Below are 23,314 nucleotides of genomic sequence, written 5' to 3' on the forward strand. Positions count from 1 at the left end.
CTCCTTTACACAATCATTCGAACGGCTACAACACCTGTAATTTTGCTTATATTTTCCACAATGTTCTCTTTTATTATATCATCAATTCCGTTATCAATATCAATCATTGTATACGCCCAAGAATGTTTACTACGATTAATCATATCCGCAATATTAATATGATGTTCTGCTAAACATCCTGTAATTTGTCCTACCATGTTCGGAACGTTTTGATGCATGATTGTAATACGTTTCTTTCCGATATAAGGGAGTTCGACGTTTGGATAGTTTACTGAATTACGAATATTTCCTGTCTCTAAATATTCACGTAATTGGCGCGCTGCCATGATTGCACAATTTTCTTCTGATTCAGATGTAGATGCACCAAGGTGAGGCGTCGCTGTTACATTTTTCATCTTTATCACATTTTCATTCGGGAAGTCTGTTACGTAATGCGTAATAACATCTTCTTCTAACGCTTTTTGAAGAACATTTTCATCTACAAGTTCTCCTCTAGAGAAATTGAATAAACGCATACCTTTTTTCATCTTCTCTACAGCGTGTTCACCAATAATCCCCTTCGTTTGATTCGTAAGAGGAATATGAAGTGTAATATAATCACATGTTGCGAAAATTTCATCTAAACTAAATGCTCTTTGTACATGTGTAGAAAGGCGCCATGCTGTTTCAACTGAAATGTAAGGATCATATCCGACAACGTCCATCCCTAAAGCTAACGCATCGTTCGCAACTAAAGCACCGATTGCGCCGAGGCCAATTACACCTAGACGTTTCCCTGCAATTTCTGATCCAACGAATTGTTTTTTTCCTGATTCAACAAGCTGCGGTACTTCTTCACCCTCTAAATTTTTCGTCCAGCTTACACCGTTAATAATGTTACGTGAAGACATAATAAGGCTGGCGATAATAAGTTCCTTTACTGCATTGGCATTCGCTCCTGGTGTATTAAATACTACAATCCCTTTTTCTGTACATCGCTCGACAGGAATATTATTTACACCAGCACCAGCTCTTGCAATCGCCTTTAAGTCTTTTGAAAATTCTTCTTGGTGTAAAGAATAGCTGCGAAGTAAAATACCATCTGGGTGGTCCATTCTATCCCCTACTTCATAACGCTCTCCGCTAAGTACTTGCAAACCCTTTTCCGCAATTTGATTTAACGTTTGAACACGAAACATATCCCCATCTCCCTATCTATTCTCAAGCTCAAATTCCTTCATATAATTTACTAATTGCTGTACACCGTGTACTGGCATCGCATTGTAAATACTTGCACGCATACCACCGACTGAGCGATGCCCTTTTAACGTAACAAGGCCGCGTTCTTTCGCTTTTTGTAAAAACTCATTGTTCAGCTCTTCTGACGGTGTTGTAAACGGAATGTTCATAAGTGATCGATACGTAGGATCAACTGGTGAAGTAAACAATTTTGATTCATCTAAGAAATTGTAAAGAAGTGAAGATTTCATTCTATTCTGTTCTTCAATCGCAGATACCCCGCCTTGCTCTTTCAACCACTCTAGTACAAGTTTCGTTACGTAAATACTAAAGGATGGCGGTGTATTATATAAGGAGTTATTTTTGCTGTAAGTTTCATAGTTTAACATTGTAGGACAAGAGCGATCTGCTCCCCCAATTAAATCTCTTTTTATAATTGCAATCGTTAAGCCCGCTGGTCCTAAATTCTTTTGCGCTCCCGCATATATAAGGCCGAACTTCGTAACATCATATTGTTCTGATAAAATATTTGAGGACATATCTGCAACGAGCGGTACTCTATCTAAACGTGGAATGTCCACATATTTCGTACCCTCAATTGTATTGTTCGTTGTAATATGTACATAATCTAGTTTTTCATCATTTGGTAAACCATCCAGTTTAGGAATTGTAGTAAACTTCTCTTTTTCAGAAGAAGCAAGCACTTGTACTTCCCCTATTTTTTCAGCTTCTTGCATCGCCTTTTTAGACCATGAGCCAGTTAATACGTACCCTGCTTTTTTGTACGTATTCATTACATTTAACGGTATCATAGAGAATTGTAATGACGCACCGCCTTGTAAAAACAGTACTTCATACTCATCAGGAATGTTCATTAATTCACGAATTAGGCTACTTGCTTCATCTATAATACTTTGAAAATAAGAAGATCGATGACTCATTTCCATAATAGACATGCCTGTCCCGTTATAATTTACAAGCTCCTTTTGCACTTTCTCTAAAACTGGCAAAGGGAGTATTGATGGTCCAGCTGAAAAATTATATACTCTCTCCATCACCCTGATAACCTCCCTATTTCTTATTTTTATTAATTTTTAAACTTTCTGAATTATAACCTGAAATATAATACGTGGTCAATTTGTTTTCTATTATTACGGCGTAAGACGCAATGGAATCGCTTGCATGTGCAAACTACTTTTTATAAACATACAAAAAAGTGTTAAGTACATAATCGTACTTAACACTCTAGTAATAAAGTATAATTGCTAATTGTCCGTGAAGAACCGATCAAAAATTTGATAAATAGCAGAAAGACCAATGAGCCAATAAATAGTGTCCACAAGCGCCGGCATAGAACCAAACCATTTCTCAACTACATTGTAATCTAACGCTACAAACAACCAATTCAAACCGCCAAGAATCACCAAAATTACTGTAAGGTAAGACAAAAATTTCATTATGATTGCCCCCTAGGTGATAAGATGGTGAAAGGCCTTTCACTAGAAATATATGTGGTAAAATTCAAAACTTACCTATTTAATAAAAATTATTTTCGGTACCAGCCGTTAATAACTGCCTCTGCTTCTTTACTATGTATTTGATACGCATGCGTACTATTATGAGAGCCAATAAACCAAATTGAAAAACCTTTAAAATACGGTTTCGTTTCTAATATATCTCGGTAAGCACGCCATCCGTTTAATTGTACGTCCTTTGAAAACACATTAGATACATCTGGATTCCACGGATTTTGTAGTCCAAGTTCACGTGCTGGAACGTTAAATCCACCAAAATAAACCGGTTTTCCTGTTGCATTATGTAATTGTTCTAACTGCTGCACAACATTTTGCCCACGATTATATACTGTTGTGGCAAATAAACTTTGCTTCACTTCTTCGTATGATGGATTTCTTTTTCCTGAAACTTCAAACCAACTATCAATACTAACAATATCCACCTTTTTTAAATATGGACGATTTATTTTTTCTATAAACTTTGCTTCATAAGATGGATCAAAGCTTGCTGTTAACCACCAATTCATTTGATACAAAACATTTCCTTTATATTGCTGACGGACGAAATCAATCGTATCGCTCCAATATCCTTCTGCATATTCCATATTCACGAAATTAGAGGCAATCTTGAGCCCGTACACATTGTATTTACTTGTAATCGAATTAGAAATATCTTGTAGAATAACCGTTTTCCAATTCCAGAAGAAATCATTAATATTACTCGGATTCCATTCCGTTTCCCCAACATTTCCTTGCTGAATATATGGGAACGGTTCCACAATAACTTGAATATTACGCTTTAATAATTCTTGAATTAAAAGAATAGCCTGTTGCTTTTGCGCTTGATTAATTACCATGTTCGTAGAAGTCACATTCGGAATATCTACCTGAATCGGTACATTTACTGTATTTAAATTTAAGCGCTCTACATCAGCTAACACTTTCGCCACATTTCCAACTTCCCATACCGTTACATTTCCTGATTTGATTTTTCCAGATTGAACAGTATTTACATCAGCCTGTACATTTCCTTGAAAACAAAAAGAAAACAACATAATAAACACTCCTAAAAAACTTATTAAACTCTTATTTTTCTTCACAACTTTCCCCCTATAATTTTTGGCATTCTTGCTTATTCTATACAATGTTTCACATATATTCCACAAGAATATTTAGTGAAATTTCATCAATAAAAATGCTATTCACCCTTTATCCATATCTTATTCATACTAACCTCCTAAAAATAGTAAGATAAATAAAAAAGGAGCGTATTTCCGCTCCTTTTTTATCTTTTTAAAATTGAAGTTATTGGATTTTTTCTGATAACCTAACCACATCTAATTTTTTATATAAATAAATTTTTATCTATATTCGCTTTTTGTTTGTATTACTTTTATATTTACTTCATTAGATTGTTTAATATCATCTTTAAATTCTTGTTTGACTTTTTCTATATCAGCTGCAGTACCACTAACTAGAATCCCATCGACTGGTTGTCCTGGACCTTGCACATAACGTTTTACTCCTAATCCTACTCCTATAAAAATAGCAATAACCACCACATAACTTATAATTTTTTTCACTAGAATACTCCTTTAATTAATGATTTATATCTGGATTATAGATGTGATTTTTTCATAAGTTAATGACTTCTATCTAACTATCTAACTTCTAATCTTACAATATTGTAAGATTAGAAGTTACAACGTGTATATTTTATGTCAGAAGACCCCCTCCTTAATTTGTTTGATGTTGGGATAGCGTTAGTAAATAGATGGGAGATACTGTCGAAAAAAGATAAAAATGACTCGATTATTTTTTGTAGATTATACACAAACATTTATGTAAAATGTTTATATATAATCAAACGAAAATACAATTCATCTACTTTTTATACAAAAACCAAACAAAATTGATGAATATTATTAATACCAATAACAACATGAGCCAATACAGAAATCATACTTTCATAAGTGAAATACTAAAAAAGTGAAAATAAAACAATATGGATCCTTTAAAAAAGTTACAACCCTATGAAAAACAAGATTGTAACCAAAAATAGCTTGAAAAGAGGGAGAAAATTATGGAACAAAGGAAATATTCAGTAACACCTCAAGATCGAATGAATTATATACTTGGTCTTTATTCCGCAAATCAACAAATTAATGCCGTTCTTTATTTTCCTATAGGTATATCAAAAAAAGTACTTGAACAATCAGTAAGAATAACGTTACAATTACAGCCCGTTTTAAACAGCCGTTTTGTAGAAAGTGATATGCCTTACTGGGAGGAACATTCATCTAGTACTAACTCACCAATTTGTTTTTTTGCAGAAGGAGATGATCAAAATCTTGAAGTGATGGCAATAGATTTTATAAAGGAATCTGGAGATCCTATTCAAGGGCCTATGGTTCAGACAAAATTATTACGAGGCACTTCAACAAATATATTAGTTGTTAAATTATCTCATCTTTGTTCAGATGGTGCTGGAGTCAAGGAATATATTAATTTGCTGGGAGCAATTTATACTCACCTTTCTCTGGGACAGTCTAAGGATGAAATTATAAAGAGATTTAATGCAAAAAATGAGGGTTTTCGCGATCAATCACCTGTATTCAAATATACTGGAATAACAGACATAAAAAGTGCGTATCGTCCCAGCCAAGAACAACAAGCAGCATTATGGTCTTTTCCATCTCAACCTAACAAAAATACTTATCCAAAAATGGCCGTGCGACGGTTAAGCCGTGAGCAAACTCTACGTTTAACCCTATGGACAAAGGCACAACAAGCTACCTTAAATGATGCAATCCTGACTGCATACTTCCGCTCTTTATCACATTTCGCTGTGTATGCAGAACCTCGTACCGCAGAAAAAATGGTTGGTTTAACAATTGATTTACGCCGATATCTCCCTAATCATACAACTGGTTCAATTTGCAACTTATCCGGGATGGAAATGCCAGTGATTAAAATGGAAAATGATGACTCATTTAATCAAACTCTAGTTCGAGTCAAAGAATCAATGGATACAATAAAATCTCAAAATCCAGGTCTTTCTTCAGCCGCAGGAATGGAGTTACTGGCAAGTAAAAAGCTATCTGAAGTTAAGGAAATGTATAAACAGCAATATGAATGGGCTTTACAAATGGGAATGGCTTTACCGTTACTTACTAATTTCGGATCGATAGCTGATGAACCTATTAAGTTTGGTGAAGTTCAAGCTCAGGACGGGTATATAACATCACCAATTATGTATGCACCATTCTTTACAATGGGGGCAAGCTCTTATAATGGGAGACTTACATTTACAATTGGTTATCATTCGCCAGATACTACAAAAGAAAAGGTAGAGCAATTTTTAGAAAGTGTGGTCAATGAACTATCAAAATTGTAACGGGAGTATCACCCTAAGCTCAATAAGTTAAGTTTATAAATCTAGCCAAGAAGATTCCTTCCTCAAGGAACGCGAAGTGAGTATGTGAGAGATGAACTGGCTTCGGACATAGGATATAAGGAAGCCAGTTTAGTTGTTCGCCATACATGGGGTACCGGCCCATTCCCATTAACCTAAGAAAACAGATGTGAGATACTTTAAAATATTAGCTTGATGCACATGGTTAGGCGCCCTCAAATGCTTGGATTAAAATCATTACAAACAGCTTAAAAAAAATGCTGCAATAGAAGTTATACATATAATCAAAAAAGGACAAACTATCCAAGGTGAATAGTTTGTCCAAAACCATAAACTCTATGGTTTAACAATATATAATTCAGTTCCGCTAAAAGTCTTTTATTCTCTTTTCATATCCTACTATTTTTGCATCCGAACGAACAATAGAGAATTAGAATAATGACTTAATACTTGCTAGAACAGTAAGTATTCCTATAACAATTACAAATACATTACTCATTTTCCCTTTGTATTTAGCCAGTACTGGTACTTTATTGATTGCATACATCGGTAATAGACATAAGATAGCAGCAACTAACGGACCGCTAAGGGCATCAATGATTCCAAGAATACTTGGATTTGTATAAGCAACATACCAGCATGTTAATACGACAAAAGTAAGAATCATTGTCTTAACTGTTTTCTCTCCTAAATCTTTCCCACGTTTTTTACCGGACTTAATAATCATGTCACGCATTACCTCATACGCTCCTATATAATGGCCAAGGAAAGACTTTGTAATAGCCACAAACGCAATGATAGGAGCCGCAATAGTAATTACTGGCGAATTAAGCTCATTAGCAAGATATGATAGGATTGACAAGTTCTGTTCTTTTGCCACCTTAAGATCATCTGGAGTCAAACTTAAAGTACTGCTCCAAACAAAGAACATAACAACAACGAATGTCATGATATAACAAACTTTTTGTATTTGAGCACACTTGGCATCAGTAGCATCTATTCCATACGTAGCTCTCTGTTTCATAACGAATGACGAAATCATAGGAGAATGATTAAACGAGAATACGATGATTGGTAGTATCATCCATATTGTTCCAAAATATCCTGTTCCAGTTGAAGCAGTAGAAACACTTGAAAAACTTAGCATTGACGTATTCCACTGTGGAATTAAAGATATTGCGATAAAAAGTAGAGAAACAATGAAAGGATATACTAGCATGCTCATTATCTTTACAGTAATATCTTGACCAAAATTTAGTATAGTGATAAGACCGAGTACTAATACAAGCGATAAAATGGCCCTTGGAGGCTCCGGCATGTGCAATTGATGCACAATAAAACTACTTGCAGTATTTGTAAGTGCAACCGAATACATCAGCACGATCGTATAAATTGAAACGAAATATACAATGTTAAAAATGATACTTGCCTTATTTCCGAAATACTCTCTTATTGTACCTGTAATCCCCTCATCGGCAGAATTAGAAGCATATATCATTTTAGCAAGTGCCCTATGTGAGTAATACATAACAGGATATGCAAGTATGGTAATTAACAGCAATGATAATAAACCACCTGAACCTGCATTAATAGGTAAGAAGAGTACTCCTGCTCCAATTGCTGTTCCAAATAGACTCAATGCCCAGGTAGTATCCTGTTTATGCCACTTTTTAGGGTCTAGATATTTCTCATTTTTTACTGCAGTATTATCAACTTGAAATTCTATGTTTTTTGCAGTATTCCCATTCATATAATAATTCCTCCTAGTTTTCTATTCTTACTTCTCTATTTAAGGCATCGGAATATAGACCGTTCTTGAAAAATGAATTGCTTATAAAGTGCGCCACATCGTATATCCTTCTTCTAAGTTAATCAAAATCAAAAAATTGGCGAAGCATCAACCTGACGGGGTTGTTACAAATTACAAAATATCCCAATTATATAGTGGTATATTTTATTAGTAATTCCCCCAATATACAGACATCCTTAGGCGAACAATAGAGAATAGATTGTTAACTTTTTCACAATATATCCGGTAATTGTTCATTGATTTGATTATTTCTCTCCAAAGATTTTATTTTTAATGGCAATCCCTGTAGGTGTAGCTGCAATTCCACCTAAACCTGTCTCTCTTAATTCGCGAGGCATCTGTCTTCCAACTCTATACATCGCTTCAATAACTTCGTCAGCATTGATGATATTGTTTACGCCGGCTAATGCGATGTCCGCTGCTGCTAAAGCATTTGCCGTTCCAATGGCGTTTCTCTTTACACAAGGAATTTCTACTAAACCAGCGACCGGATCACAAACTAAACCGAGTAAATTTTGTAATGCAATCGAAAAAGCTACAGAAGATTGATGTGGCGTTCCACCTGCAGCTTCAACCGCAGCTGCAGCCGCCATCGCTGAGGCACTGCCTACTTCAGCTTGACATCCTCCGTACGCTCCTGAAATACAAGCGTTGTTTGCGACTATGGTTCCAAATAACGCTGAAGTAAATAGAAAATGAATCATATCTTCATGACTTAACTGCAATGTATCTTTAATACTAAAAAGGACTCCCGGAATCGTCCCACTCGCACCTGCTGTTGGAGTTGCACAAATAGCTCCTAATGCAGCATTTACTTCATTAACACCGATAGCACTTTGAATCCCTAACACCATCAAATCTCCAGAAAGGGTTTTCCTATTTTCTCGATAGTTTTTAATTTTAACAGCATCACCTCCGGTTAAACCAGTTGGAGAAAATACACCGTCGCCCTCGATACTTTTATTTATAGCATTTTGCATAGTCGCTAAATTTCGTTCCATTTTACTCCAAACTTCTTCATAAGTAGATTTAGTTTGTTCAATTTCCTGTTCAATTGCTAATTCATAAATTGTCTTTTGGCTTTTATTAGCTGCATCCACAATTTCTTTTATGGCCATATACATATTTTTTCACTCCTTAATGTAACTAAAGAATAATGAGCTTAACTATATTGCTTAAATTTCCTAATTCCTCCTGGACATTACCAGGCAATAGCGTATCCAAAGCGAATGCATATAAATATTTCCTGTTTTCTTCTAAACTATGAAAGTTGTTTATTTCCACATCATATTGTTTAAAGATCCTGCGTAAGACAAATTCAAAGTCAGCTCTTTCAGAAATCGCAATAATAACTGGCAATGGCCCCTGCAGATCTAAACTAAATCCGTCAATTTCAACATGTTTGATTTCAATTAATCCACCGCCAACCGAAATCCCCATCGTTCTAATACTTCGATTTTCATCCTCTAAATATACATCTGCCGTATTTGGATGGCCAGCAGGACTATCACCTGCTTCTTCAATAAAGGTAATTTCAATTCCTTTAGATTCTGCTATTTCAATAGCATCTGGCACTTTGCTGTCATCGGCAGCAAATCCTAATATCCCAGCAATAATTGCAAAATCAGTTCCGTGACCTTTATGGGTTTCAGCAAATGATTCATAATACCTTACCACGACTTTTTTTGGAAGACCTTGAAATAATTTATTGGCTACCGTTCCAATAGCCAAAGCACCTGCAGTATGTGAACTTGAAGGACCTATCATTATGGGCCCAATCACATCAAAACAACTTTTGTATTTAACAACCTTTTTTTCTTTAATAGATGCTACATTCATGTTCATATAAGCACCCCCATAATTTATTATTTTTAATTACAGTTGAATCTAAGTTATTAAAATGACTGATTCAAAACAAGATCTAATTGAATGCGCTTTCATTCTCGTGTCAAATACACTTTTCCTTTTGATCACATACCTTTCTTAGAGTAATCATGTGAGTATGTCCAAATTTAAAAGGTTACTTACAATGTCATTAGGATTTTTGCAAAAAAACTAGGTTTGATACTTTCTCTAGAGGTAATAAATTCTTTCTCGACGCCCTCATTATAGCTTGTATATTTATGAGTACAATATTTTTTTATTTTTAGAAAGATTGAATAAACAGAATCTTGAATGGGTAATAGATTACACTTAGCATGTAGCAATTGTGTCCTTTGTTTGAAGCTGTATTAGTTAGTAGAAAAGCAAAAATAACACAGAGTTCCTTTCATTAACACATTGATTATATTGGAAAATCATTATAATGATACTTATATTATCCTTTGTTGAAACATTTAATTTTGGACATGAAAGCTGTTGTAATAAATGATTAATATAGATAGCAAGTAATAAATTAATGAACTATAAAATCATTTTTGAATATTAATCATTAATTTTGTATTAATATTCATTGTCAGAAAAAAAGAACTTCTTTTTTATAATCTTAACTTAAAGTGATATTTTGGTAATATCCAACAATTTACACCATCCCCTTTACAGTTATGGAAACCCTAATTAGATTTAAAAAGAGAGAAGAGCTCATCGATGCTCCTCTCTCTTTTTTATTTACTTAAGATTACTATTCAAATTGCTTATTGCATCTTTAAGCTGACTTTTAAATTATAAACTTTAATTTCCATACTTCTTTACAAGCCGATAAATGAAAAAAGTATATGTTCCTTCAAAATTAAGTTATAAAAGAGTAATGTTTTCCTGTAACATATTATTCATCCTTCTATTCACAGACAGTACGCTTCCACACTAAATAAAATCTCTCCGTAAACGTCCAATAGCTCTAAAATATACAAAAATTGAAGAATATGAAAAAAACACTCTTATGAGTGCCCTTCTTAGCAACTAAGTCCGCTGCAACTATTATCATTACCCCGATGAATTTCGCCTGTAAGAGGAAATTTTAAGTTCATATTTAATTATTAAAATAAACCGCACCAAAGTTTTCATTAAATCTTTTACACCAAACAGAAACCGAACCATATTCACTTACATCTATCCCTTCAGGAATTTCGTAGTTTTGGTCTCCTTTATTTCCCTTTAATTTTCCTAATTCAATATACTGATAGTTTTTCACGTCTTCATTATTTTTCAAACGATTTGTAGGAACTAATACAACTCGTACATCTGGCCCATTAGATGTTGCAAAATCAGAAAGTCGTAAAACACGTTTTCCATCCGCTAATTGGTAAATTTTTGCCGTTCCAGTTGTTTCATGGACACCGTTTTGAAACTGACCTTCCCTTATTACTCGATCACTTTGTTGCCTTACTTCAGTTGATTGTATCTCTGCTTGTGGCAATGATTCATTTACGTGCTTATCAATAAATAATTTCTCTGGTCGGAACAATGACCATAAAATCCCCAATACAATTATCAAACCACCTATAAGCCATACATATTTTCTTTTCATAAAGTAAAAAACCTCCTGTAACATACTGTGTAGTAGTATGTTAACAAGAAGGTCTTTCATTTTTCTAACGTAAATGTTACAAAAGTCTTTCAGCCGTCTTATTTTTTTACTGATGTGATGGGAAGAGTGAACCAAAATTCACTTCCCTGCTTACCATCTGTGCGATTCCTTACACCAATTTCCCCTTTGTGCATTTCAATCAATGATTTTGCAATAGCTAATCCAAGTCCGGAACCTCCAGATTGTGAACTTCTTGATCGATCTGTTCTAAAAAAACGTTCAAATACGCGTAATTGATCATTTGGAGAAATTCCCATTCCTTCATCCCGCAAAGTGAATTGGACCTGTTGAGTTGGTTTATTTTCCACTACAGTCAATTCAATTGTTCCAGAGATAGGAGAATATCGAATTGCATTATGTAATAAATTACCTATGACCCTTTCTATTTTACAAGGCATAATCAAAAGTCGAGGTAATGTATCAGGGACATCCAATTGCACATGGATTTGTTTGTCTCCTAATAAGACAGAATGTGACTCTAATACATCTAATAGAACTTTATCTAAATGTGTGAAACTTGGGTGAAAATCTACTTGCTCAAACTCTAACTTTGAAAGATCAAATAAGTCGTTAATTAATCCATTTAATCTTTCTATTTCTTTTAAAACCGTTGCTAAGTATTGCTTTTTCATTTCAGGATCTTCAATCAGGTTATCTTGTAATGCTTCTATCATCATTTGCATGCTAGTCATAGGTGTTCGTAAGTCGTGTGAGATATTGGTAATTAGCTCCTTACGAGAGTTTTCCTGTTCCTCTAACTTAGTAAACCCTTCTTCTAATTTTTTTGCCATCTGTTGAAAGGCTGTTGCCAATTCTTTAAACTCACGTGGTTCTTGCCCAATTATATACATCGTTTCAAAGTGTCTATCACTAAATTGTTTCGTCAATTTTATTAAATTTTGTATAGATCTCATGATAGGACGTGTCATTAACCAATAAATAAACGTTGAAATAATGAATGCCACAAATGCAATTACTGTTAATAACCGCGTTTGTTCCGGTTCAAGTAACATTTTCGTATCACTATACCATATAGCAATTACCATAATACTAGTACTTAATAGATTCATGAGTAACAATTGAATACGTAATCTCATGTTTCATTTCCTCCATTTGGCTCAAAGCGATATCCTATACCCCAAACCGTATGAATCCAACGATTCTTTATCGTATGCTTCTCGAGCTTTTCACGTAAACGACTCACTAACACAGTAACTGTGTTTGATGCCCCTTCATGTCCAAAATCCCAAATTAATTCAAGAAGCTGTGAGCGAGAAAATACTTGTTTTGGATGCTTTGCCATGAGATAAAGTACCTCAAACTCTTTCACCGTTAACTCCACTTCCTTATTACAAACAAGTACATATCTTGTCTTTGGATATATTTTTAAATCTGGAAACTCTATCACTTCCAATAAGGATTCTTTCGCTTGTATTTGTACATGGCTTCCTCTTCTTAGTATAATTTGAACCCTTAATACTAATTCACGAGGGGAAAATGGTTTTGTTAAATAATCATCTGCCCCCATTGTTAAGCCTAAAATTCGATCCCTTTCCTCTCCCTTAGCAGTTAACATAATAATAGGGACATTTGATTGTTGACGAATTTCCTCGCATAATTCCCATCCATCTTTTTTTGGCATCATCAAATCTAATATAATTAAATCTGGTTGATGTGTAAGAAATAAATCCCAACCTTCTTTACCATTTACAGCGGTATAAACTTCATATTCTTCTCTTTCTAAATACCGTTTGCATACTTCTCGAATATTTTCTTCATCTTCTACGATTAAAATTCTTTTCTTCATATACTATCCTCACTTCTTTTTCACCAATAACAAAAAATTTTTTCTATTATCCAATAAAAATATCTTTATAGGTAAAGATATAAAAACTAATCACATAAATAAATCAGAATTCCACATTTCACCCTCGAAACGAATGAAAATTCGGAAAATAAATCATGTAATACAGATAGTAATCTTAACATTTGATTACTTATATGACTAGATAAGTATTTAAAATAGTAGTTTCTAAATCATATATAAATTAAAAGGAATGAGTCCGATTCAACATCGAACTCATTCCTTAATAGTAACCTAAATTTTTGCATCTAACTTTTCAGATACAATTCATTTCCGGTTCTCTTTTCAAACTTAGCAACAGAACTGTTACCTATTACTGAACTCTTGATAGATTCCATGCTATAGTATCAGTCCCATTCTCTCCATTACCATATTTCATATAATCGATTAAATATCCTACCTTTAACTTATTACCATTAGATAGTATGTTCCATTGCTTATGGTGTCCAGTGAAATTCTTTGGATATGCATGATTAAATTTAAAAGTACTTGCGTTCTGTTTTTGATCTAAATGGATATAACTATCTTGAAGTTTTAAATATGCATAATCTGAATAAATAGGATTTTGAAATTTAATTAATACCTCTTCATCCTTTTTAATTGGTTTTCCAGGTTTAGGTTGACCTACTCTTTCAATAATTACATTCACTTTTTCATCGCTAGATTTTTCAGCCCAAAGATACTCCCATTTATTCCCTGCATGATGACTTCCCAAATAAGCTGTATTTCCATATGAAGCCACGGTATAAGGAACTCCTTCTGTAACAAATTCACCTGAATTATCTACTACATAATCTTCAAATTCTTTATTAGCTTTAATTTCAGTATCAATCTTTTGTGTAGGCGTTAGATTGTGTGCGTCATTGATTTCAAATGTAACTTTTCTGTGCGCAGCAATTTCAGATTTAATAGGGTGTATATTTTCTCTAGACTCATATGTAAATCCATTTTCACGTTTAACCAGTGTTACTGTTTGTGACGGAGCATTCCATTTCTTACTATAAGTAGTAGGAATATCTTTACTCACTCCAAATAAACCAGGTAAAATTGTTGCCCTAATCTTTTGCGTCACAGAATCATAACTACCTTCTACTAATGTTGGGTGCTGTAGTTTTGCAAAAGCTCCGTGTACAGAGTCTTTATGTAAATAACCGCGATCTCCCTGTCCCGCTTTTAAATCGTTCAATGCATCAGTTCCATTATTAGCTGAAACCACTGATACGTTATTAGTACTTTTAGCCTTGTTTACAATATGATTTACTTTTTTCGTATCTATATTTACCTGTTGAAAAACTTCGTTATAGGATAAAACTGGCTTATCAGCAAGAGATTTGTCTTTAGGAGTATATACCCTAAACTTTGGTATATTTCCTATATCTGTTTCTAATTGTTCAGTAGCTGCATTTACTCTAGACTCATATCTCCCTGAATCCCCCAAATGCATAATTTCTTCACCTTTTTCAATAGATAAATCCATTGTACTTGTAGGTAAAACTTCAATCGAAAGAAGTTCCCCTTGTTCAACAGCTTTCAATTCATCCAAAGATAAGACAATATTCGCATCTGCTTGTCCTTCTAAACTGTCAATTACTACTTCTGTTTTATTCCGTCCACCTTTTTCTGTACTTAAATAGTTTGCTTTATAACGATCTTGTGTTGCCTTTACAGTATTAATAATTTTGTTTCCTAAACGAATATTAAAATGAGGCGAAACATTTTCAGCGGATGCTGTTCCTACATTCTTATATTCCAAATGTACACGTAATTTTGCTGCGTTCGCTGTATCCACAGTTGTTGCAGTAGACCAATCAAAATTATTTGTATAACTCTCCGTTTCCGTAGTTGTTTTTGAATATCCGTATCCCACATTTGCTGAAACACTTCCGGAAGGAACAGGACCGGCTGCTGAGCCTTCTACACCACCTGAACCACTTAAACCTACATTAAATGAATGTTGTGTAGATACACTTTTTTCCCATCCTCTACTAACTGATCCACCATTATTATCCGTAATGGTTGCAATAGGAATTACTTCAATTCGTTTGACACCAATTTGCAAATTCGGCATGTTGGCAACTATCGGATTGAAATTAGTATCAGAATCGTTGTTATAATTCTCAACCTCATACATATCAGTAAAAGGATCACCATCCGTATTTGCATTCATAGGATTCGATATAAATTTTGGTTTCCCTTTATCCTTCTCGGGATCCCATGCTTTCGCTTCATTTTTTCCAGTTTGTGAATTGAATTCAATTTTATATCCATTAATCTCTAAGTCGTTGGAAATACCATCTTTATCCCAATCGTTGTTTGCCATTTCAATGTTTTGTGTAATGAGTGAACCTATTTCTCCATCAGATCCGAGCGTGAAATTCTTATCTTCTTTTTTTACATCTGCATTCTCTTTGAATATTTCAACTGTACCTCCTGGATTCGGTTGTTTTACATCTGCTAAAGCAGGAGATGCTAAAGTCAGTGCCATCGATACACTACCTAATACACTAATTGCTGGCTTCAATTGTTTCATTGTTATTTTTCCTCCTTTGTTTCTAGATCCATTAGAACACCTACTAGTAAGATTAATTTCATCATATATAACAAATCTTTCTTTTCTCTCTCATAACTGTTAAAAAAGTCTCTCGTAAATATTACAAAACACTTACAGAGTTTTTAAAAGCCATAAAATCTATATATGAAACATCAAAAAGCCGTAATATGAAGAATCGATTACAATATATACAAAAAAGCAGCTAGCCAAAGCTAACTGCTCACTAACTTACAAAATTTCAGTAAAAGAATGTATTAATTTTGAAGTGTGCAAATTGGGAGAGTGACTTCAACTATAGTCCCCTTATTCACTTCACTCTCAATAAATACCTTCCCCTGGTGTGTTTCAATAATTTTATAACAGACCATTAATCCTAAGCCGATTCCCTCTTCCTTAATACTGTAAAAAGGTTCTCCTAAATATGGTATACGTTCTTTTGGAATCCCACATCCTTGATCGATAAAGCGAATCCTTATTTGATTATTATCAAGTTTATCAAATTGAATCAAAATTTCTCCTCCTGTTGGCATGGATTCAATTGCATTTTTTATAATATTAACAAATACTTGTTTTAATTGATTTCCTTCACATGGAATCAGTGGAATACCAGGTGTAAAATCAATTCTAATTTTTATATTATTCATCATTGCTTGAGGTTGCAGTAGCATTAACACTTGATCCATTAGCACACTAATATCATTAGGTTGTATCTTTACCACCTGTGGTTTGGCTACCGCCATAAATTCATTAGTAATACTTTCTATACGCTCAATCTCTGATGATACTATATTTATATAACCCCGATTATTCTCAGTTTCCGTTGATTTTAGTAATTGCATAAACCCTTTCATTGCGGTTAATGGATTATTAATTTCATGAGCCATTGCAGTCGCTAATTGTCCTACGACAGCAAGTTTTTCAGATTTCCGTAGTAATTCTTCTGTTTTTAGCCGTTCAGTGATATCACGAGAAATACTTAGGAAAACTTTTTTACCATTTAAGTTAAAAACACGGACACTAAACTCAGTTGTTATTATTTTTCCTGTTGGAAAAACATATTCATCTTGCAAAGTGAAGGAAGTTTGTCCCTCTCTAATTTTTTCTAACAACCTTACAATCATTTTAGAATCTTGTGGTACTACATTTGGAAATGGTAACGAGAGCAGCTCTTCTCTACTATATCCAAATCTTTTACAACCAACAGGGTTTACCTCAATGAATCGACTTGGAACATGATTTTCATTCAGCTCTACTACATATACTGCATCAGTTGCTTGTTCGATTAGTGCACGGTACTTCATTTCACTATCTTTTAATTGTTGGTGTAATCGCTGTCGTTCTCTTTCTGCTTGTTTTCTTTCAGAGATGTCTCTACATATTGCAGATAAAGCTATCACATTTCCTCTTACGTCTAGTATAGGAGAAACTGTCAGACTGACATCAAGAAGACTTCCATCGTTACGTCGTCTAACAGTTTCTAATCTGGTAACTACGGATTCACCCGTTAGAATTTTCTGAATATTTTTAAGTGATTCTTCCATTAAGAAATCTGGTACACAGGGTAATCTCTTACCTATGATTTCTTGTAATGACCATCCAAATATCTTTTCATAAGCTTTATTTGCTTGTAAAATATGCCCTTCTCGATCAGAAATGGTAATAGCATCTACATTATGCTTTATAAATGATTCTAGTAATTCTTTGGTAGCCCTTAATTCTGATTCTACCTTTTTCCTTTCGGTTATATCGACTATAGAACCAACAACTTCCATAACTTGTCCATTTCGTTTAATCGGCCTAAGTGCAATAAGAATAATCGTTTTATCATCTGGCCAGGGTAATTCGAATATAATTTCTTTCCCTTCCCATGCCTGAAGATAATACTTCATCAATTGTGGAACTAAATGTGGTGGAACAATAGAAGCATCAATAGTCCGTAAGCTTTTCCCTACCACCTGTTCAGAATAAAATCCTTTTTGATAATAAAACTGTCCATCACATAAAGTGTGTATAAAGTGCTTACCCACTTTTTTAAATTTAAAAATCCCTCCTTGAAGCTCATGTACGGTATCTGTGAGTTCTTGCTTGGATTTTTTTAATTCCCGATTCATTTTAGATAAGTCCTGTGTTAAATAATATAATCTCTGGTAGGCTTCCATAAGAAATAGCCCAATTAAAAGCCCTAAAGCTATATATAATAAGCCTCCAGTGTAAAGTAACTTAGTATTAAAGAATACACCAACTAACCATTTTATTCCGACAAAAACAAAAAAATATAAAGATGCACTTTTAAAAGGATGAAGGTTTTTAAAATATGTTTTAAAAGTAACAAATAGGATACCCAAACCTAAATAAGCAATCACAGGAGGTTCCCAGTAACCTCCAATGTAAAAGATACGCATTATAATAATGCTAATTAATGTAATCCAACCAGCAATGCGACCAAAGTAAATAAAAGATAGAATAAGAGGAACAACTCGAAGATCGTAGGAAAATCCCATGTATGGAAAAGAAAAGAGCATCAAAGTAACTGCAATAATCCCTCCATAGAATTTTTCGAAATATCGCCTGGAATGAATCAAAAACACTTGAATAAATATCGCTGCGCTAACTAATAAAGAAAAAATAGAAAGATTGATAAAATAGTCTTTAATAATCATGTAATGTCCCTCCTTGCATTAAAGATATATTCGACAAAAAAACTGAAAATCCTACAAATAGTACAAACAGTTCAGGTGTAAAAAATATAATTCCCTACATGACAGTACATGTAAATAGTATCATTTTGATTCAAATCGAAAACCAGAGAATCTTCCATTTGAACCTTCAAACACCCCAAAAATAAGGTATTTATTCTCTCTTTTTATTTAAATGTTTTTTATAAATTAATCAATTCCTTCACTATTACAATTCTTCAAATCCCTCAATTTCGGCTTTTCGCTTTAAAAATATTGCAATATCTTTATTACAAGTTACTCTTTTAATGTATTTGCAATCTTTTGGTTAAGCCATACACATAAAGCAACCAGCACCTTGATTCAATATTCACTTTTTTGCTGTACAAATTCTTTTGCTTTAGCTAGGTGTTCTAGGAAATAAGGAGCCTTATGCCGTTCAATTTTTCACTTAACTTGGTGTCTAGTTTAGTGTACCATCCCCATGCCCATCAACTTAAGAAAATAGATTCACCCCAAAACGAAAATTCTATCCATTGTTGTCTATTAATAACGAGAATTATGTAAATGAGCTGTCCATATGGGCAGCCTATTGTATTTTTTGCTTAGGGTGTTTTTATGTAGTGCTTGATGAAAAAGTAAGAAATAATCTTTAATTATGTACATCGCTTTATATTCACTTAGTTCTTTTTGTTTCTTACGTAACAGGAGTTCTCTCATTTTAAACATAGTAGAAGAACATAATAGGATACTAATGAGTTGTCCATAAAGGTGGCATTCTAATCGCTCTTGTTTTTGATGCATATTCATAAAAAGCACGTCACCCTTTCTCATTAACATAAGAGAATAGTAACGTGCTTTTAAGTTTAAGAATAGTCTAAATCCTTAAGTTGATGGGTACGGGGGGTACTCCTATTAAAGAAAATTCCCATTCTAAAATTGAAGATACTTGTAAATTTAGTACGAATCTCAGTTGAACTCCTGTTACTTAATTGTCCCCATCCCACCAATTTTCACATTTACCTTGACGTTTACATCGCCCTTTGCTAATTCATTATTCCATTTATTTTGGACTTTTTTCCATTCTGGATATGTGTAAGTTCTTGCATATCTCCCAAGCCCAATAGGATCAATATTGGCAGTTTGTATTTTCTTTATTAATTGCTTGAAATCAGCTTCCAGCTTAGTTTCAATCGCCTTTTGTAATTTTACTCCATCCTTTCTTGTATTGAACGAAAAAAGCTGTTCTGTAATGCCGACCTTCATCTTTATATCTGTATTAAATATAAATTTATTATCATATCTTGCCTTTGTCTTTACTTTAATGTTATAGGCAGCAAAGCTTATCCAATCTTTATCCTGGCTATCCGACTTTAGTTTAATTGGGATTGTAAATGAAAAATCACCTGTAGTTCCTTGTTGCAAAATGCGTAATAGTTTGTTTTCATCAGGTTTTAGCGTTAATTTATGCCTTCCTTTTTCATCTAACAAAGCTGTACCTGCCACAAATATTTTATTCGTTTTTTTCATTTCAGTAATATTCGCTGTTACCCCTTTGTCTGCCATTTGTTCATGTAGTTCTTGAAGATTTGTTTTTACTGTGATATTTCTTAAAGAGGCTGTATCAACTAGTTTTGTTAAATATAGAGGAAGACGCGGCTTATCTTTTGGGTTATAAAAGATGACGTCCGAAACAGGTCCATCAACAGCAACAACCCTTGTAGTAACTGTATTTTTGGGGTCTCGTTGAAATGGATCGAGATATTTCATCCAATTTTTTTGTTTCAATAGCCGTTTTCCAACTAAAATCACCTGTGTTTTACTTCCCGAGGTAAGTGCCATAACAGTAGCATCAAATTTGTCTCTAGAATTTCGAATCGTAGCAGATTTCACACCCGTAACTTCTTCTTTTACCTTGGCTTCTTTATTAAAAACAGGACTTGACATGTACACCAATAGATTATTATTACGATCTAAATCGATACCAAGTACAAGAGTAAGGGAAACATCTTCAATATTTGTTTGATCAAAGCATCCAGTCATCATGAACACCGATAACAAAATACAACATAGTACTTTTCTTTTCAATGTATCTTCCCCCAATGAGACTTCTCATATAGCCAGCCATACATCCATAAAATGATAGGTAATATATAGGTTAACCCAATCCCAGCATTCGATAACACCTGTAGTCCCGTTTCGGCTTGATTCCAACTAGGACTAATCCAGAATACGAAGCCGATAATGAGTAATAAGAGAATAACTACATGAGAGCTGTGATCTTGTTTCCCAAGTAATCGGCTTGAACAAAATACAGAACAGAATATTGCAGGAATCCAGCATGTAGAAACAACGGGCAAGTAAGTAGCCAATAAAATCATGTCAAAACGTTCTAAAAACCGAAATTCAATTACTTTAAGTAAATTTAGTACCGGTTGGTTAAATTGCGTAATGCTATCAGGGCTAAAATAGGCAAAGCAAACAATAGTAGCGAATAAATAAAATAACATCGTTAAAGTGTTTGCAATAACCATTCCATGGACTGCATACTGTTTTTTTCGTAAAAAGGGATATAAAAAGAACGCAATGTCAAATCCTAAATAAGCATAGATAGTGGTCGGCACAGCCGTTAATATAGGCTTCCACCCCTCTTTTAAGAGCGGAAAGAATGGCATCCAACTTCCGTTCTCTTTAAGAGGTACCAAAAAAAATAACGGAATCCAAAGCAACATATAAAAAGTAAGTTCGGAGTACCGCCCTATAATACGAGGGCCGTTACGTGCGACAAGAAAGGTAGGAATCGAAAACAAAAAGATAACTAGATAATCAGGCGTTTTTGGAAGAAGCCATCCCTTAAGATAAAGCATAGCGTTCACAAGAACAGTACAAGAATAAAAAGCGAAGTACATCATGTAAATAACAACAAGTGTTTTCCCTATTATTTTCCCGAAAAATCGTATAAGAATTTCGTAAAGTGTGTCCTCGGGATATTTTGCAGCTGTTTTCACAATAAAAACACCTGATATTGTGGAGAATATCCAGCCAATCAATATAGCTATCCATCCATCTGTTCCAGCTTTTTCTGCAAGCACACGTGGAAGAGATAGAACGCCAGTGCCGACCTGCATTCCATTGATTAAAACAATATACTGCATAAGAGTGATGTCATTATAGGCATATTTTTTCATAATTTCACCTTTTGTTATGATTCTTACCTTGTCGAATAGATTGAATAGCTCCTGTACCCTTAGGACGCCTTCTGATTGCCCATAAAGGAAAGCGTATAAAAGTATCTTTCATATCTGCAAAGCGAAACGGTGCTAACGGTGTTCCATAAGGAGTTCCTAGCGATTCAAGACTGATAAGATGTCCAATTAATGTCATCCACCCGATAACCAGTCCTACAATTCCAAATAATGCAGCTAAGATCATCATGGGGAATCGTAAAAGTCTAACTGCAGATCCCATATCATAGTTAGGGATAATAAAAGAAGAGATGGCTGTAACAGCAACAACAATAATCATAATGTTACTTACAATTCCGGCCTGAACAGCTGCTTGTCCAATGATAATACCTCCTACCATTCCAACTGTCTGACCAATCGGGGTAGGCAGGCGTAAGGCCCCTTCTCTCATCATTTCCAGCGTTATTTCCATAAGTAATGCTTCCATTACTGGAGCAAAAGGTACGCTTGTTCTTGACTCTGCAATAGATAAATAAAGCTCTACAGGAATAACTTCGAAATTAAAGGAAATAAACGCAACATAACTCGCTGGCAAAAATAGAGCAACCAAAAAGGCGATAAAACGAAGTATACGAATAAACGAAGCAACTAGCCATCTTGTACCGTAATCATCCACCCCTTGAAAAAAAGAGATGAAATTTGTTGGAGCAATTAATACATTTGGCGAATGATCCACTACAGTCACAAATCTGCCCTGTAGAATGTGCGATACGGCTAAATCAGGTCTTTCTGTTAACATAAATTGTGGAAATGGTGAGTACGGGTTATCTTCAATGAATTCAATAAGTTCACCTGTACTAGTAACAGCATCAACTGTTATACTTTGAATCCGTGTTTCTAATTCCTTTAGCACATCCTCAGAAGTTACATCTTTTAAATATAAAATAGAAATCTTTGTTTTGCTTCGTAAACCAATTGTTATCTCTTTTATCATTAATTGGCGATGTGGAATATACCTTCGAATCATTGTGATATTTTGAGCTCCGGTTTCTACAAATCCTTGATGCCCACCTTTTAGAGATATTTCGTTATGAGCATCTTCAATACTTCTTTGCGGCCATCCTTTTGTGTCCAATTGATACGCTGTAGTTCGACCGTGAATTAATAAAACACTATCCCCTTCTAAAATAGCATTTTCACTCTGACTCCACGTATTAATAATTTTAATTTGTCCTAATGTAATGGGAAGTTCTGTATTGGTATCAAAATCACTATTCATCAAAGGACTTAGAACATGATTTTGAATCAATTCTTTATCTGTTAATCCAGACAAATATACTAAAGCGGCTTCTAGTCCAGCTCCTGTCATTTGAAACCGTCGAATCACTAGATCAGGTGATTGATGAAATACATTCTGAAGCTCAGCTATATTCTTCGATAAACTAGCTTCTAAGAGAGAGTCTTCTATATTTTTTTTGGGAACAGGAGTATCGTCTCGTATTGAACATGATTTAGGATTTTCTCTATATTTTAACCATTTCAGAAATTTAGTCATG

General features: G+C 34.2%; 17 protein-coding genes and 1 pseudogene. 1 reads left to right on the top strand and 17 read right to left on the bottom strand.

Going from position 1 to position 23,314, the window contains the following annotated elements; translation table 11 throughout:
• Positions 1–5: 5 nt before the first annotated feature.
• The 5 genes from ACU8YW_RS16010 to ACU8YW_RS16030 all read right to left on the bottom strand — a co-directional run bounded on the left by ACU8YW_RS16010 (position 6) and on the right by ACU8YW_RS16030 (position 4,315).
• A complete protein-coding gene (locus tag ACU8YW_RS16010; RefSeq protein WP_087984206.1) occupies positions 6–1,178 on the bottom strand; it encodes a 3-phosphoglycerate dehydrogenase family protein in 1,173 nt (390 codons plus the stop codon).
• 12 nt (positions 1,179–1,190) lie between these two features.
• Positions 1,191–2,273, bottom strand: coding sequence for a 3-phosphoserine/phosphohydroxythreonine transaminase (serC, locus tag ACU8YW_RS16015; RefSeq protein WP_087984264.1), 1,083 nt, complete (start codon positions 2,271–2,273; stop codon positions 1,191–1,193).
• Positions 2,274–2,483: 210 nt separating this feature from the next.
• Positions 2,484–2,675 carry a DUF378 domain-containing protein gene (locus ACU8YW_RS16020; protein WP_000670803.1) on the bottom strand — a complete coding sequence of 64 codons (192 nt, stop codon included), beginning with the start codon at positions 2,673–2,675 and terminating at the stop codon, positions 2,484–2,486.
• Between the two features lie 89 nt (positions 2,676–2,764).
• The gene (locus tag ACU8YW_RS16025; RefSeq protein ID WP_426934001.1) at positions 2,765–3,832 is read right to left on the bottom strand and encodes a glycoside hydrolase family 113; all 1,068 of its coding nucleotides are present in this window, start codon (positions 3,830–3,832) and stop codon (positions 2,765–2,767) included.
• 261 nt (positions 3,833–4,093) lie between these two features.
• Positions 4,094–4,315: a hypothetical protein gene (locus tag ACU8YW_RS16030; protein WP_088609327.1), complete on the bottom strand. Its 222-nt coding sequence runs from the start codon at positions 4,313–4,315 to the stop codon at positions 4,094–4,096.
• Positions 4,316–4,815: 500 nt separating this feature from the next.
• On the opposite strand from ACU8YW_RS16030, the gene ACU8YW_RS16035 reads away from it, so the two are divergent.
• A complete protein-coding gene (locus ACU8YW_RS16035; protein ID WP_088063990.1) occupies positions 4,816–6,129 on the top strand; it encodes a condensation protein in 1,314 nt (437 codons plus the stop codon).
• A 448-nt stretch (positions 6,130–6,577) separates the two neighbouring features.
• On the opposite strand, the gene ACU8YW_RS16040 is transcribed toward ACU8YW_RS16035, so the two are convergent.
• From ACU8YW_RS16040 to ACU8YW_RS16095, 12 genes and pseudogenes are all read right to left on the bottom strand, one after another.
• Positions 6,578–7,897: an aromatic amino acid transport family protein gene (locus tag ACU8YW_RS16040; RefSeq protein ID WP_088063991.1), complete on the bottom strand. Its 1,320-nt coding sequence runs from the start codon at positions 7,895–7,897 to the stop codon at positions 6,578–6,580.
• A gap of 305 nt (positions 7,898–8,202) precedes the next feature.
• On the bottom strand, positions 8,203–9,081 hold the full coding sequence (gene sdaAA / locus ACU8YW_RS16045) for an L-serine ammonia-lyase, iron-sulfur-dependent, subunit alpha (protein ID WP_088609326.1): 879 nt from the start codon (positions 9,079–9,081) through the stop codon (positions 8,203–8,205).
• Between the two features lie 22 nt (positions 9,082–9,103).
• On the bottom strand, positions 9,104–9,802 hold the full coding sequence (gene sdaAB / locus ACU8YW_RS16050; RefSeq protein WP_426934003.1) for an L-serine ammonia-lyase, iron-sulfur-dependent subunit beta: 699 nt from the start codon (positions 9,800–9,802) through the stop codon (positions 9,104–9,106).
• A 1,123-nt stretch (positions 9,803–10,925) separates the two neighbouring features.
• Entirely contained in the window at positions 10,926–11,423 is a 498-nt protein-coding gene (locus ACU8YW_RS16055; RefSeq protein WP_002017161.1) for a DM13 domain-containing protein, read from the bottom strand.
• 98 nt (positions 11,424–11,521) lie between these two features.
• A complete protein-coding gene (locus ACU8YW_RS16060) occupies positions 11,522–12,580 on the bottom strand; it encodes a sensor histidine kinase (protein ID WP_426934004.1) in 1,059 nt (352 codons plus the stop codon).
• Positions 12,577–13,290, bottom strand: a complete 714-nt coding sequence (locus ACU8YW_RS16065) for a response regulator transcription factor (protein WP_002017159.1) — start codon at positions 13,288–13,290, stop codon at positions 12,577–12,579. Before ACU8YW_RS16065 ends, ACU8YW_RS16060 begins: the two co-directional genes overlap by 4 nt.
• Before the next feature lie 370 nt (positions 13,291–13,660).
• Positions 13,661–15,877, bottom strand: a complete 2,217-nt coding sequence (locus ACU8YW_RS16070) for a binary toxin-like calcium binding domain-containing protein (RefSeq protein ID WP_088063995.1) — start codon at positions 15,875–15,877, stop codon at positions 13,661–13,663.
• 275 nt (positions 15,878–16,152) lie between these two features.
• Positions 16,153–18,558 (bottom strand): PAS domain S-box protein, encoded by a 2,406-nt coding sequence (locus ACU8YW_RS16075; protein WP_098920590.1) that lies wholly within the window; start codon positions 18,556–18,558, stop codon positions 16,153–16,155.
• A gap of 600 nt (positions 18,559–19,158) precedes the next feature.
• Positions 19,159–19,368: pseudogene (locus ACU8YW_RS16080) on the bottom strand (IS4 family transposase); the annotation flags it as partial.
• 189 nt (positions 19,369–19,557) lie between these two features.
• Entirely contained in the window at positions 19,558–20,661 is a 1,104-nt protein-coding gene (locus ACU8YW_RS16085; protein ID WP_044444146.1) for a Ger(x)C family spore germination protein, read from the bottom strand.
• On the bottom strand, positions 20,658–21,761 hold the full coding sequence (locus tag ACU8YW_RS16090) for a GerAB/ArcD/ProY family transporter (protein ID WP_044444145.1): 1,104 nt from the start codon (positions 21,759–21,761) through the stop codon (positions 20,658–20,660). The genes ACU8YW_RS16085 and ACU8YW_RS16090 overlap by 4 nt, the downstream gene beginning before the upstream one ends.
• A gap of 4 nt (positions 21,762–21,765) precedes the next feature.
• A complete protein-coding gene (locus ACU8YW_RS16095; protein ID WP_426934005.1) occupies positions 21,766–23,313 on the bottom strand; it encodes a spore germination protein in 1,548 nt (515 codons plus the stop codon).
• Position 23,314 lies beyond the last annotated feature (1 nt).

It is taken from the genome of Bacillus pretiosus (assembly GCF_052947655.1).